This window comes from Chitinophaga sp. OAE865 (assembly GCF_040546735.1).
Classification (GTDB): Bacteria; Bacteroidota; Bacteroidia; order Chitinophagales; family Chitinophagaceae; genus Chitinophaga; species Chitinophaga polysaccharea_A.
The window spans coordinates 7,520,561-7,534,330 of sequence record NZ_JBEPOF010000001.1; the positions used below are offsets into that span (position 1 = coordinate 7,520,561).

The following is a 13,770-nucleotide window of genomic DNA, read 5'->3' on the forward strand; positions in this document are numbered from 1 at the left end:
GTTAGCTTTTTAATTTAGCATTACACAGTGCCAGTTGCTTGCGGATATGATCTTCCTCTCCTTTGGTAGCAATTACTTTTGTTAAAGCCGTTTCGTAATAGGATTTTGCTTTGGCATATGCTTTCTGCTTATACTCATAATCGCCTGCCAGCACATAGGTATGGTAATAGGCCGGGTTAGAAGCAATCAGCGCATTGATATCCACTGCCTTTCCTTCTTTCAGCTGGTCTCTCAGCCGGCGGTATGTTTCAAAGGCAAGATATTCTTTTGACAACAGGAAACTATCGGCCGCAATATTCTGTGCGCTGTCGTATACTTCATGATCAGTAGTAAGACCATGCATGCTGAATATCTTATTCAGATCATACGCCACGAACTGCCCCAGCTGGTACGGAGCAGTAGATACCCATACCATTCCTTTCTTAGGCTCAAACACAATGGAATGATGCGCTATCAGCTGGTTGATGGCTTTCTCATTTCCCATCCCTATATTGGCATTATGTAACCCGCCACGGTCGCGCAGGATATCCACTGTTTTCTGAACGGTATTGGGGCCTTTCTCTTTCATCAGCTCAGCCAGCCTTTCAAAACGGTATCCGGAGGCGCTTTCTTTTATCTGCAGTTTATTGGAGGCAAGGCCGCCCAATGAATCGCCCTGGTAGTGATTGGTACAGGTGATAAAGTTTTTACCGGAGCTGTACATGTCCATACCTTCTGGTGTTTTCTGGATAATCACTGCTTTGTTATCTTCTGCAGAACCCACCAGGAAAGATTCTGATACGAACATTTTGCGTTTCCGCGCAATTTCCCAGGCTTCGTTGATATTTTCCGCATACTGCAGTATTTCCCTCGCTACCAGCGAAACCGGGGTAGCAGCGGCAGTAGGCACACTTGTTTTAGCCGCATTGATGGTTACCGTCAGTCCTTTATCGTTCATGCCGGATACCACGCCGGTAAAGCCTCCCCAGGTTACAAACATAAAGTTATGACCTTTCTGCGGGCGGTAGAATACCACCATCTTCTCTTTCGCAAAATCATCGCCCATATAAAAATCAAAGTTACGGCCAATGATCAGGTTACTGTCGGCCGACTGCTCATTCCAGGTAGCAAAAGAGGTACAACCCACCAGCATCATTCCCTGCAGGGCATGCCCTATGTCGTGCGCGGCATGATAGTTCATCAACCTCGCATAATTGGTACCGATATAATCATAGTTCGGAGAAGCAGAAAAGGATTCCCCGTATATTTCTTCCTTAAATTCTTCCGGCACATAATCTGCCAGGTCCCGGTTAAACCAGCCAATAAAATATTTCAGGAAATGCAGGTAAAAAGTAGAGGGCACCATTTTGCTGAACTGCGCCACAAATACATCTTCCTGCCGGCGGATCAGCTCCCCTGAAAGCTTACCATTGATCACACCCCTTTCGAAAGGCGCTCCTTCCACATACATTTCATACAAACCGCTGTTGCTTTTACGGAACCAGTTGTTGCCCAAAGTATACGCGGTACTGTCCAGCGCAGTTCGTTGCAACTGCAATGCGCTCTTGTCTGCAATTTCCGGCGGGGGCATTTTGCTTATGGCTACCAGGTAAATGGCCAGCCCCAAAAAAAGCAATATGAAAAAGCCGGTGATGTATAATAGTATGCGTCCAAATATTCTCCAGCCGCTGCGTTTCTTATTTTTCACTTATGTATATATTGACTGATTAATTTCATCTACCAGGAAATCCATTCCCAGCAACTCTGCCGAGGTGATCACACCACTGATGGTTACCCCCAGAATTCCATGCAAGTTCAGGTTTTGTCCGGTAAGATACAAATTGGATAGTTTAGTACGGGCGGAAACCATTGACCGTAAAGGATCTGCACTATCCTTTACGATACCGTACATACTGCCGTCGCCGGTACCAATGTAATCGCGGTACGACAAAGGCGTTGCTACATAGGAGGTATGGATACAATCACGAAAACCCGGGAACTGCTTCTCCACGCAATCAATGAGCAGGTTGGCCTTCTTCTCTTTAAAAGCCTCATAATCCGCGCCCCTGCTGCCTGTTTGCAATACGGTGTTGAAAGTATGCTGCCATGGCTGCACCTCTTCATACCGCATATAGGTCATCACCGACAAACTATCTGCCCATGTTTCGTCCTTTGAACTGGCAGATACATACATGGCATAGGTTTGGGGCCATTCCTCTTCTTTATAGGCAATACCCGCCCAGGCATTATCAGTGGCGTGGTAGTAATGATTATAGTTAAGATATTTAAAGGTACGCGGCTTCAATGCCACGTTCAGCACAAAAGCGCCTATGGAATTTTCAAGGCCCTGTACACGGTTGCGGTAAGCGCTGCGCAGTACATCGCTGTGTGTAATAGCCATGGTTTGCGCGGGATGCAGGTTGGAGATATAATGCGTGGCCTGTGCTTTACTGCCGTCCTGTAATACAACATGATCTACCCGGTCGCCTTCCCCTTTGATAGCCGTAACGGCCATGTTACGGATCACTTCACCGCCATGTTCCCTGATTTGCCGGCATAACAGCTTCCCTATCTGTGAGCCGCCATCTATGCATTTCCAGGAACTTTTCATATAGCTGTTCACCACCAGGGCATGTACATAAAAAGGTGTTTTCTCTGCTACGCCCGCGTATAACAGGTTGTTGCCGGCCAGCACCTGTTGTAGTTTTTCATTACCGGTAATGCTGCGAAGATAATCGGCTGTATTGAGCTGCAGTACTGTGCGCTTCTCCTCATAATCTCCTGTACGCAGGTTATACAAAGGGAATTTGCTGCATACTTCAGAGATCTTGCTGCAATAGGCGCGCAGTGCCGCTTCTTCACCGGGAAAATCTGCCAGCAGGGTACGGATGAAATTTTCTTCCCCCTGGGCAATGCGGTATACTTTATCATCGCCGGCAAAACTGATATGATCAAACCCGTCCATATCCATGCGTTTCAGACGCAGCTTATCATAAATACCGAGGTATTTAAATACTTTATAGAGATTTTCACCAGGGGCCAGTCCGCCTATATAATGCACGCCGGAGTCAAAAATTACTTTATCGCGTGACCAGGTTTGCAGGCATCCCCCCGTTTGCCGGTTCTTTTCGTATATGCATACGCGGTACCCGTGCCGGCTGAGGATCGCTCCGCATACCAAACCGCCAAGGCCGCTGCCTATAATGATAACATCATAGTGTTGCATAATTTTTCAGGGGGAGTTTTTTTATCACAAATATGACATTGGAAGTGTACCGGGTATTATCTATTTCCTCTGCTACCGCACCATACTTATGAACCAGGCTACGCACATGTGCAGCTGAGAAAAACGATAACTGCTGATCTTTCGTTTTATTGAATCCAATTACTTTCGTAGACATAAACTCTGTAAACTTCGTACCCTCATGCCTTTGGGCCCTGTCGCTGTCGCCATCGCGGACCACGATCACCCCACCGGGCGCCAGCCGGGTTAGGCATTGCTGTAACAACGTTTCCTGTTCATCTGCAGGCAGGTAGTGCAACACATCGCTCAAAATAAAAGCATCATATTCCTCAAACGGAGTGGCGGAGATATCGCCGTGAATGAACTGCAGCTGTTCCGCTTTCTTAAAGCAATGCGCCGCAGTGGCTATTTTATCTTCATCATAATCAATACCGGTAATGTTCCTGCCGGGTGCCGTCCATGCAAGCATATAGTCCATAAAGCCGTACCCGCAGCCAATGTCGAGTATACGGCCTTCTTTTGGCAACAATTCATGGAACAATTCATAATTGTTCTCCATTTTTGTTTTCACCCGCATGTACCATTCCAGCACTGGTCCTTTATAGATGTAATTATATTTCAGCTGTTCCCGGAAATACTTTGGTACTTCCGTTTCCGCGCGTAATAGTTCGTACTGTTGTTTAAAATAACGGCTGATAGATTTCGTACGGGCGCTGTAGTTATCTCCCCAGGATCTATCGTTCTGTGTAATACGGGGCAGGTACTTTACGCTTACCGTTCCGTCTTTCAACAGGAAATCGCCTTTGGTCATCGTATAGGCGGTACCGTGAATCACCATTGGTAAAATATCCAGTCCGAGTTGCTCTGCAATATAAAAAGCGCCTTTGTGAAACCGCTTGATAGCCGGGTCCGGAGAACGGGTGCCTTCCGGGTATACCACAATAGAATATCCTGCCGCCACTCTTTCTCTCAGTTTTTCAATGGCTCCTTCGGCCCCATCTGCTACGGGGTAATAATCTGCCAGTCGTACCACCGCACCAAACACCGGTGAGCGCCATACCCACTGGTTGGTAAGCAATATCACTTTAGGATGCAGCATGGTAGACACGAGTATATCGAGGAACGACTGGTGGTTGCTGATGATCACCGCGGGCTTTTCCAGTTGTTCATTCAGGGGATTGATGATACGCTTCTTTACATTGCGCATAATATACAATACACTGTGCGTGTACGCGGAAAGGATGCGGTGATACAACAACTTTCCTTTTTCTTTATTAAAAGGGTTCCAGCGGATCAGCACTGTGCCAATAGCAGTTAGAAGGAAACTGCCGGTTGCGAAATAAGTGAACGAAAATACAGAGAGCACCCATCCCTTGAAAGTCCACGGTGCAAAGCCTTTGCGGACCCGCCCGGTAATAAGCCAGTTAAACAGGAAAGGGATCATCACCTGCGAGATCAGCACCACTGTTCCGATGCCAATAATAGAGATCAGCGCAATGGATTTCAGCGAAGGGTGCTGTGCAAAAATGAGCACGCCCAGTCCTAAAATGGTAGTGATGGCCGACAGGAAGATGGATGATTTAAAGGAAGAAAGTGTTTTCTTTCCTGTTCTGTATTCCTGCAACAGCCCATCCATCATAAAGATGCTGTAATCATCTCCCAAACCAAAAATGAAAGTAGACAGGATGATATTTACAATATTGAATTTAATGCCAAACAGGCCCATAATACCCAGTATCCATATCCAGCTCACTGCCATGGGGATAAAGGTGATCAGCGCCAGTTCAATACGGCCGTATGATAGCAACAATGCGAAGAACACCAGCAGGGACGTCATCCAGGCAATGCTGTTGAACTCATCTTTCACTACTTCCACCAGGCGGTTTGCAGCATATTGTTTATCCAGCACGGTGGTGCCGGGTAATTTTTCCAGCGCATCATATACCGCCTGTTTATGGGATGGATCTACTTTCAGCAGGGTCACTACTGACGTAGTCCCGTTCTTCTCTATAATAAAATCGCCGAGGTTACCGCTGCGCAATGTTTCTAACGCCTCCGGCTCAAGCGGCCGGAAGTTGCTGTTGACCAACCTTTCGAACGGATCAAATGCAGATGCGCTAAAGCCCAGCGTACTACCTTCCCTGCGGAGGTATTGCAACAGCTGCTGCTTTTTTTCGGCCGTCCAGTAATTATTCCACCGGTTAATTCGGACCTGCTGCTCCCGGGCGGATAACAGTAACGCCTGTACGCCGGCGTACTTCTTCACAATACCTTTATCCTGCAACTGGCTGATAACCGGCATCAGCCGCTCCCCGTTTTCCAGCGCTCCTTCCAGGTTCCGGCCGTCGGATACCACATAAACAGACTGCGCCACGTAGGAGTTCACACTGTTCAGCTGCGCTTCCGCCGCTTTTAATTCCGGCGTCATATAGTTCATGCGCATCATATCACTTTCAAATGATACGTTACGCGCTGTATAAAAAAATACAATTGTGAGCAGGAAAATAGCGCCCACCAGGTATTTATTTTTCTCGGGCCGGAGCGCGGATAATTTATCGAGCCAGTTGTGATGCTGTGTATTTACAGCAGCTGGCTTTCTTCCCATTACAATCCAGTGCGGCAGGAAGATCAGTGAAAACAGCGCGGCTCCCACCAGGCTGAGTGCGGCAAACAATCCTACATCTTTCAGCATAGGCGAATGCACAAACTGCAAACAGAGAAAACCTCCGATGGTGGTAAAGCTTCCCAGCGTCATAGGCGTGGCCAGGTCGCTGATCACTTCACGGATATCATGCGAGTGGCGGTAATGGTTAAACACATGCAACGAGTAGTTCACTGCAATACCCAGCACCACAGCGCCGGCGCCCAGTGCCATCACAGCAATATGGCCTTTGATCACGTATATCCATGCCAGTGAGAACAGGCCGCCGAAAATTACCGGCAGCATCACCAGCACCGGCGCTCTCTTTTTCTTAAAAAACAACCCGATCAATACAATCAGTAATACTACCGTGATACCTTGTGTGAGAAAAGTGTCCTGTCTTAACTGCGTGGCATTGCCTACAGAAACGGCGGTGCCGCCAAACCAGGAAGCAGCAATTCCCGGATACTGCTGATCCAGGGTATCTTTAATATTGTCAAGCCCTTTCAGGAACTGCGCGTTTATTTTTGTAGCGCCTGGCGGATTGGCAGGCGTAATAAAGATCATCAGGTGTTTATGATCTTTGGTGATGATGTAGTTATCGTACAGTTCAAACTGGTCGTCGTATTGCAGGTGCTGCAACTTCTTCACGCCTATCCAGGAAATGCCTACCGGATCGGCCTGGATCATTTTCTTCAGCACCAGTCCGGTTGGTGATATCAGCGTATTATAATCGTACTGTAACGATTGCTGTAGTTGCCTGGGTGTCAGCAAACTATCGATCTTTGCATAATCATTTGCTTCCAGGAAAACGGGCAGGTGTTGTTGTATCACCTGCATTAATCCCATGATCATGGCGTCGTCTGTTTGCGACTGGATCTGCCTGATATAGGGCGACAGCTGTGCGCCGGCCCTGGTGCTTAATGCCGCCGCATAAGCGGTTAAACTATCAGGTTGCGCTTCCTTTAAGGTATCTTTTTGGGAGATGGTGATAATCAGTTTGTCCGCAAATCTTGAATCCTGGAACACCTGTTGCAGCTTGTCCAGTTTCTTATCCTGCGGCAAAATTTTGGTGATATCTTCTTCCAGCTTTATTTGTGCAGCAAAATAACCTACCAGCAGAAAACTGGCAATGGTGCAACACCACATCCATGCTTTACGCTGTTCAAAAAAGTTATAGATCGCTACAAAAAGATTACCCATTTTTCTGTTCTTTTCTAAAAATTGCCAGTATTGCCCAGCTGATCATCCAGGCCAGTAAGCCTCCTGTTACTGCCAGGGTAATACTGCCAAATACATATTGTAACAGGTTATCCCTGATGGTGTCGAAGGTAATGCCGTTGGAGAATACCAGGTCTTTGGCGGTTTGTCCCATCCATACCCGGCCTGCCAGGAAACTGGCAAAGATCACGAAAGGCGTAAGCGGCGGTGTGCTGATATGCGCAAAAAGCAGCACCAGTGCTTTATTCAGTTTGAACTTAATAGACAGCAGGATAGATACCAGCAGCTGGAATCCCCAGATGGGCACTATTCCCATAAAAATACCAAAACCAATGGCGGCTGCTTTCCTGATATTGGATTCATCAGACTTCAGCACTTCTTCTTTCCACATCTTTTTCCAGTTCTCTTTTTTTAAAAGAAAACGGACCAGGTCGCGGGGCTTGATATATAAAAAGGTAACCAGTACCAATACCGTATTCAGTACAGTGATACGGGAAACGTCCCTCACTGGTCTGAAGTGGGATACCCGTTCTTCCGGTGGCGGATAGTACACCCGCACGGGTGTCCAGTCTATCTTAATACCTTTCCAGGCGCTGCGTACCAATACCTCTATCTCAAATTCGTATTTGGTACAGAAGTAATGCATATTTCCCATGCGACGCAGGGGATACAAACGGTAGCCCGATTGCGTATCAGGCCCTTTCAACCCGGTAGTTACCTGGAACCAGAAGTTGGATACTTTATTAGCGGAAGTGCTTTTGCCGGGCATGTTCTCCTGGTGCAGGTTACGGGCTCCTATTACGAGGGCGCCCGGCTTTTCCGCGATCTGCTGCAGCATAGCAGGCAGGTCGGTAGCGAAGTGCTGCCCGTCGGCATCCATCGTGATCACATAGTCGTACCCCTGCTGCAATGCGTAAGCGAAGCCACGGCGCAGGGCGATGCCCTTACCACGGTTAGGGCTATACGACACTAACTGCAGGGATGGGAACTGCTCCAGCACTGCGGCTGTTTCGTCGGTGGCGCCGTCATTCACCACTATCACATGGCTGGTATAAGTCAGTACGTCCGACAGTACATTGCCCAGTGTTCCCGCGTTATTATACGTAGGAATAAGCACCGCAGCACGGTGACGCTCAAAATGTTCGTTATGTGTAGGCTGGCTGGTCACTTAATTGAATATACCCTGGAACTTCATAAATGTTTTGTCGTCGCGCTTCAGTGTAGCATTCACTTTCCATCCGCCTTCCTCTTCCTTATAAGTGAGCGTAACATCCACCAGCGGTTGTTTTGTTGGGTCAATCATGTTCAGGAACTTCATCTGGCTGGCTTTTTTCAGCTTCACTTTTTTGTCCAATGCGCTTTCCAGTACTTCTGTAATGGTTTGCATCATGCATACGCCCGGTACTACAGGCTGCTCCGGGAAATGCCCCTGGAATATAGGATGTGCCGCATTCAGTTCGATGGTGACAGCCACCTGCCCGGCTTCCCGGGATTGCGAGGTGACGGTATAAAAATTTCCTGCTAACATTGGACAGTGTGATTATATAATTATGATGACGTATTATTTTTCTACTTTCTGCAATGAGATATTGAATTTGAAATGCTCGTGGCGGATACGTATGGTATCGGGCACACCATTACTGTAGTGCTGCATCCATACGGTAACAGCGGGTTTGCGGCGCGACGATTTTTCTATTCTGACCAGTTTCGTACAGGCGGTATCCGTGATATAGTAGTTGTTCCCTTTATCCGTGGGCACTACTATATAACGGTAATGGTTATCCGTAGCTGCATACGCCTGCTGCAGATCAGGCCGCAGTAATACCAATGCAAAATCCTGCTGTAATGTTTTCACCACCGCCTTTTTGTCCATTTTGGCCATCAGGTAGTGTTTAGTGAAATTGCCCTGCTTATCAAATTCAAAATCAAAGAACTTAAATCCCATCTCGTTAGCAAATACCACCCGGATGCTGCTATCGGGCATCTGCTTAAAAAACAGCAGTCCGCTCAGGTGATGCTTCAGAATATCCACCTGGGTGCTGTACAGCGTGGAAGTAAACTGCGGACTGAACTGCCTGATGCAGTTCACATCCCCGTTTACAGGCTGTAACCCTTTATATACCGACCGGCAGCCCACCATCAGCATCACTGTTGCCAACAGGCTACTTAGCAGAAAATACCGCATCGGGGATATTTGTATTCAGTTGTTTATGTAAGAAACTGATAGTGGTATCATCGCCTGATTGTTCCGCCATCGTAATTTTTGACACCGAGTAATCCTGCTTATCCACCAGCAGTACAATGGTTTGAAAATATTCCTTCATCACCTTGTTCACCGGCGTAAGCTCCAGGCGGTAGTACTGGCTGTTTTCAGCCGCCTTCACGGAAAAATCGGCGTTATCCAGCACGGTACCTCTTACACAGTCGACCGTAATTTTATTGATCTGTTCAAACAGCTTATTATTCTTCCCGGATACTTTATTCTCTTTTTGTGCATCTTTGATACGGATATCTTTTCCGTTGATCACCAGCAAATAATAAGAAGGCTGGAGGTATTCCATTCTCACTTTATTATCTTTCTTAAACCAGAATTTTCCTTTAGACACAATTTTATCTGACAGCATGCTCAGGTTCTTCTCCTGTACAAAATCGCACTGGATGCTTTGGGTATTCTGAGCGGCCTTTGCAAACTGCTGCTTCAGCGGCGCCATATCTCCTACCGGCTTAAAACCGGACTGCGCCTGTATTTGCAGGCTTATCACACAACCCATTAAAATTAACAGCCATTTACACATATGCACGTACGTTTAACATTTTATCAATTCTCTCCAGCCGGTATCCTTTTTCGCGGATTCCCCGGATCAGCTGCGGGAGTATATCAGCCGTAATTTTACAGGTATCATGCAGTAAAATCACGGCGCCTGGTTTCAGTTGCGTCAGGATGCGGTGCAATAAAGCTGTTCCATCCTTTGCTACCGTATCCAGCGAGCGTATATTCCAGCCTACGGGCAGGTAATTACCTGCTTTCACTGCCCTTGCCAGGTTGGGATTGGTAACGCCATAGGGAGGGCGGAACAGGCGCGGATGCAGTCCTGTAGCTCCTACCGTGAGCGCGTCCATCTGCTGCATATCTTTCAGCATATTGCCCGACAGCTTCATATCGAACCAGAAGTGATGTGAATAGGTATGGTTGCCTATTACATGTCCTTCGTCGTATATCCGTTTCAGTAAGTGCTCATTGCCTGTGATATTCTTCCCGATACAAAAGAAAGCGGCAGGTACCTGCTCCCTGTGCAGGATATCCAGTATTTCCGGTGTAAAAGCCTCCTGTGGCCCGTCGTCGAATGAAAGCGCCACTACTTTTTCCGTGGTATCCGCTTCACAACGTACCGTCAGGAAGAAGCCCGATTCAATATTCATTGCGCCATAAACGGTAACCGGAAGGAAGATGAGCACCGGCAGGCCATACCACCAGAAGGAAATACCATACGCCATTACCTTATCCAGGAACAGGAGTGCCAGGAGAGTGATTACAGCTACGATATTTACAACCCGGTTATTTAACATGCGGTGAGTAATACCAGGGAGTGATGTGTTCCCTGGTGATGATTATAGACTAATACTTTCTTTATTTTTTCTGGAGCTGCGCCGAAAAACACGGCCGCTTCGGGTACTTCCTGTTGTGCGATAACCGCGTTGGCCATCCATACGCCAAATGATGCCGCCGTAGGATATTCACCGCAAAGGTGCTTAAAGCTCGCTTCCGCGTGATCAGGGAACAAGGCTTCTGCTACTTCTTCATAAATCTCATCCTGGTCAATATCCCCGTTCCTGCCGGTAACGATCAGGTCGATATCTGCAGGGGTGCAATTGTTATCTTCCAGGAACTTCATAATGTGGCCGATCACTTCTCCTTCCCACAGTGGTTTGTATAATGTGCTCACGCCGGACAATTCCGCCACAGCACCGGGTTGTTTGGTAATACCCAGGGTAAAAAAAGCGGCGCCTTCCCCTGCAATAGTGCCCCTGGAAGGACTGTTCAGCAGTTCCATCGTTTTTACCGGCGTCTTTTTATAAAGGCCGAAACGCGACAATAGCTGGAAACTATGATTGGTGATCTCGTCCACTCCGCCGGCAAGAATATTTTTTGCCGATCCCTCTTTCAGTATCATGATGGCGTCCAGCAGGGCATTTTCAAAAGAAAAGCCGCGGTGAACGAAAGTGTTGTTATACCCGTTACAACCCAGCAGCAGGGCAATCTGGCCGGCCACGGTGTTGTGAGTGCTTTGTATGAATGCAGTAGGCGTAAGCATTTCCTCCTGCTGGTTTACCATTTTGGTAAGAAACACACCGGTATCATCCAGGCAGCCGTATGCGGTGCCGGTAATGATAGCGTCGGGAGCGGTAATGCCGGCGGCTTCCAGGCTCAGGCTGGCGGCGCCTACCCCCATTTTTACCACACGGCTCATCCTGCGGATCTGTTTCACATCGATCCATTGTTTGTAATCCGGATCCACGGTGGCCAGGCGTACCTGATCATATTCCCTGGGAGTGGCCAGCAAAGGGCCTCCCAGCGCAGTTTCCTGCGGAGAAATACAACCGGTGCCATTTATATAGATATGCATAATTTATAGCTGTTAACTGGCCCTTGAAAATACCAGGCTGGAACAATTGCCGCCAAATCCGAATGAGTTGGACATTACATGTTGCAGGTCATGACCTGTAGAAAAGGCGGTAACGGGTGCAAACGGTAATTCCTTCATCTGGTGTTCAAAGCGCGCATTCGGGTAAATAATTCCTTCTTTCACCGCCAGCGCCGAAAATACGGCTTCTATGCCACCGCTGGCGCCCAGCGTATGACCGGTGAAAGATTTGGTGGAGCTCATGGCCGGGAAATGCGGCGCAAAGAGCCGGTTTATAGCGATTCCTTCCGATACATCATTATTCTGTGTACCGGTGCCGTGTAAATTAATATAACCAATTTGCTGTGGTTGCAGTCCGCTCATATCCAGCGCGCCTTTCATAGCCAGGTAATTGCCCGTGCCATCCGGTGAAGAGGCCGTTTGGTGAAAAGCATCATTGGCATTGGCAAAGCCGCTGAGGCGGCACCATGGCTGCAAACGGGCTGCCAGGCTATCCGATACCAATACCACATAACCGGCGCCCTCACCAAGATTAAGCCCGGTGCGGGTGTCATCAAATGGCCGGCAAGGTTGCTGATCCAGGATCATGAGCGTGTTGAACCCATTAAGCGTAAAACGGGTAAGGGCATCTGTACCGCCGGCGATCACCACATCCACAATATTATTGCGGATAAGCCGGGAACCATACATCAGGGCATTGGTGCCGGATGAACAGGCGGTGCTGATGGTAGAGATGTGATGCCGTACGCCCAGGCTGTCGGCCACCAGTTCAGTAATGCTGCCGCATTCATGATGCACCAGGTTTTGAAGGCGGCCACCACGGGGATCAGACAGGTACGCAGCGAAAAAGTCTTCCGTTTTATCCATACCTCCCACTGTGTTACCGGAAACAAATCCTACCCGGTACCGGGAAATATCCCCCAGTCCGCTGGATTGCCAGGCTTCACGGGCCGCAATCATACTGAGCAGAGCCGTGCGGCTGATGTTTTCCGGCATCCGCGCTATATCCGCAAGGGTAGCGTTATCTGCCTTTACTTCTGCAACCGGAAAGGTATTACGATGCACAGAAGAGAGGTGCTGCATAGCCGTCATACCCGGTGTCATATCCCGGAACGACTGTATACAGGCTGGTATATCCAGCCCGATACCACTGATCACCCCGCCTCCTGCTATCCACACCTTTTCACTCATGCCTTTATGGTTTGATTTTCGGTGATGTAGGTTGCCATGGTACGTACCGAGTGGAAGATCTTTGGTCCTTCATCAGGATTGGCAATGCGGATGTTATAATGCTGTTGCAGCAATACGATCAATTCCAGCGCATCGATAGAATCGAGCCCAAGCCCTTCCTTTGTAAACAACGGCTGATCGTTACCAATACTGTCCGGTGCTACTTCCTGCAAGTTCAATTGTTCTATGATCTGCGCTTTCAGATCCGCCATCAACTTTTCCACTGTAATTTGATTAAAGTTATTAACTGTTATTTTTGTTGGTATAGTGAAGACAAAGCTGCCGCTGTTAACGGTATGCCATTGTTTCGCTGTTTATTTTCCACGAGGAATAATGCCGCCTCGTATTGTTGGTCCATTACTTCTACCCACCCGCAAATACAAGCCTGCAAAGGCGTTTCTGCCAGCAGCTGCGCAGGATAGGCGCTCATTAGATCCGTATCAAAAATATCTGACACAAAAAAAGTATTCTCTCCTTTAAAACCGTGCCGGATAGAGATCTCTCCCATCACAATATTTGGCAGGGTATATACAAACAGCCCGGGGCTGGCAAATTCCTTTACCGTGGCATAATAGCGCAGATCGGTATCCAGGCTGCTGCTCCGGTTGGATAATACCATGCCTGTTTGTTCAGGCGCCAGCAAATGAATGGCTGTGTCTTTCAGCAATACTTCCGCTGCCAGCCAGCCCAGTTTGCTAAGCGCATCCATTTTATGGAATTTAGGATACTGCCCGGAAAAATGATCATATCCTGCCCGCAGAAAGCCCGTTAATTCCAACGCAAGATCCGCCTCCCATAACAAAGCGCCGTTT

12 protein-coding genes are annotated in these 13,770 nt (G+C 48.0%); all 12 read right to left on the reverse strand.

The annotated features are described in order from the left end of the window. Nucleotide 1 precedes the first annotated feature (1 nt). From ABIE50_RS29925 to ABIE50_RS29980, 12 genes are read right to left on the reverse strand one after another with little or no spacing between them, the layout of a single operon-like run. The gene (locus ABIE50_RS29925; RefSeq protein WP_354028240.1) at nucleotides 2-1,687 is read right to left on the reverse strand and encodes a C45 family autoproteolytic acyltransferase/hydrolase; all 1,686 of its coding nucleotides are present in this window, start codon (nucleotides 1,685-1,687) and stop codon (nucleotides 2-4) included. Continuing rightward, complete coding sequence (locus ABIE50_RS29930) at nucleotides 1,688-3,205, reverse strand: phytoene desaturase family protein (RefSeq protein WP_209862493.1); 1,518 nt, start codon at nucleotides 3,203-3,205, stop codon at nucleotides 1,688-1,690. It abuts the gene before it with no gap. Beyond that, a complete protein-coding gene (locus ABIE50_RS29935; RefSeq protein WP_209862496.1) occupies nucleotides 3,192-7,067 on the reverse strand; it encodes a 1-acyl-sn-glycerol-3-phosphate acyltransferase in 3,876 nt (1,291 codons plus the stop codon). The genes ABIE50_RS29930 and ABIE50_RS29935 overlap by 14 nt, the downstream gene beginning before the upstream one ends. Then, nucleotides 7,060-8,253 carry a DUF2062 domain-containing protein gene (locus ABIE50_RS29940; RefSeq protein ID WP_209862499.1) on the reverse strand — a complete coding sequence of 398 codons (1,194 nt, stop codon included), beginning with the start codon at nucleotides 8,251-8,253 and terminating at the stop codon, nucleotides 7,060-7,062. Before ABIE50_RS29940 ends, ABIE50_RS29935 begins: the two co-directional genes overlap by 8 nt. After that, nucleotides 8,254-8,613, reverse strand: coding sequence for an ApeI family dehydratase (locus ABIE50_RS29945; protein ID WP_209862502.1), 360 nt, complete (start codon nucleotides 8,611-8,613; stop codon nucleotides 8,254-8,256). A gap of 33 nt (nucleotides 8,614-8,646) precedes the next feature. Next, nucleotides 8,647-9,270: a flexirubin biosynthesis protein LolB2 gene (gene lolB2 / locus ABIE50_RS29950; protein ID WP_209862510.1), complete on the reverse strand. Its 624-nt coding sequence runs from the start codon at nucleotides 9,268-9,270 to the stop codon at nucleotides 8,647-8,649. Further along, nucleotides 9,248-9,880: a flexirubin biosynthesis/transport protein LolA2 gene (lolA2, locus tag ABIE50_RS29955; protein ID WP_209862512.1), complete on the reverse strand. Its 633-nt coding sequence runs from the start codon at nucleotides 9,878-9,880 to the stop codon at nucleotides 9,248-9,250. Before lolA2 ends, lolB2 begins: the two co-directional genes overlap by 23 nt. Continuing rightward, on the reverse strand, nucleotides 9,873-10,652 hold the full coding sequence (locus ABIE50_RS29960) for a polysaccharide deacetylase family protein (RefSeq protein WP_209862514.1): 780 nt from the start codon (nucleotides 10,650-10,652) through the stop codon (nucleotides 9,873-9,875). Before ABIE50_RS29960 ends, lolA2 begins: the two co-directional genes overlap by 8 nt. Beyond that, nucleotides 10,646-11,710: a beta-ketoacyl synthase N-terminal-like domain-containing protein gene (locus tag ABIE50_RS29965; protein ID WP_354028241.1), complete on the reverse strand. Its 1,065-nt coding sequence runs from the start codon at nucleotides 11,708-11,710 to the stop codon at nucleotides 10,646-10,648. Before ABIE50_RS29965 ends, ABIE50_RS29960 begins: the two co-directional genes overlap by 7 nt. Nucleotides 11,711-11,722: 12 nt before the next feature. Further along, nucleotides 11,723-12,919 carry a beta-ketoacyl-[acyl-carrier-protein] synthase family protein gene (locus ABIE50_RS29970; RefSeq protein WP_209862516.1) on the reverse strand — a complete coding sequence of 399 codons (1,197 nt, stop codon included), beginning with the start codon at nucleotides 12,917-12,919 and terminating at the stop codon, nucleotides 11,723-11,725. Further along, a complete protein-coding gene (locus ABIE50_RS29975; RefSeq protein ID WP_142686194.1) occupies nucleotides 12,916-13,182 on the reverse strand; it encodes a phosphopantetheine-binding protein in 267 nt (88 codons plus the stop codon). The genes ABIE50_RS29970 and ABIE50_RS29975 overlap by 4 nt, the downstream gene beginning before the upstream one ends. 26 nt (nucleotides 13,183-13,208) lie before the next feature. Next, on the reverse strand, nucleotides 13,209-13,667 hold the full coding sequence (locus ABIE50_RS29980) for a hypothetical protein (protein ID WP_209862518.1): 459 nt from the start codon (nucleotides 13,665-13,667) through the stop codon (nucleotides 13,209-13,211). Between the last annotated feature and the right edge of the window lie 103 nt (nucleotides 13,668-13,770).

Coding starts and splice junctions, on each gene's coding strand:
- ABIE50_RS29935 (WP_209862496.1), bottom strand. CDS start 7,067: ATGGGTAATCTTTTTGTAGCGATCTATAACTTTTTTGAACAGCGTAAA.
- ABIE50_RS29970 (WP_209862516.1), bottom strand. CDS start 12,919: ATGAGTGAAAAGGTGTGGATAGCAGGAGGCGGGGTGATCAGTGGTATC.
- lolA2 (WP_209862512.1), bottom strand. CDS start 9,880: ATGTGTAAATGGCTGTTAATTTTAATGGGTTGTGTGATAAGCCTGCAA.
- ABIE50_RS29980 (WP_209862518.1), bottom strand. CDS start 13,667: ATGGATGCGCTTAGCAAACTGGGCTGGCTGGCAGCGGAAGTATTGCTG.
- lolB2 (WP_209862510.1), bottom strand. CDS start 9,270: ATGCGGTATTTTCTGCTAAGTAGCCTGTTGGCAACAGTGATGCTGATG.
- ABIE50_RS29930 (WP_209862493.1), bottom strand. CDS start 3,205: ATGCAACACTATGATGTTATCATTATAGGCAGCGGCCTTGGCGGTTTG.
- ABIE50_RS29965 (WP_354028241.1), bottom strand. CDS start 11,710: ATGCATATCTATATAAATGGCACCGGTTGTATTTCTCCGCAGGAAACT.
- ABIE50_RS29960 (WP_209862514.1), bottom strand. CDS start 10,652: ATGTTAAATAACCGGGTTGTAAATATCGTAGCTGTAATCACTCTCCTG.
- ABIE50_RS29945 (WP_209862502.1), bottom strand. CDS start 8,613: ATGTTAGCAGGAAATTTTTATACCGTCACCTCGCAATCCCGGGAAGCC.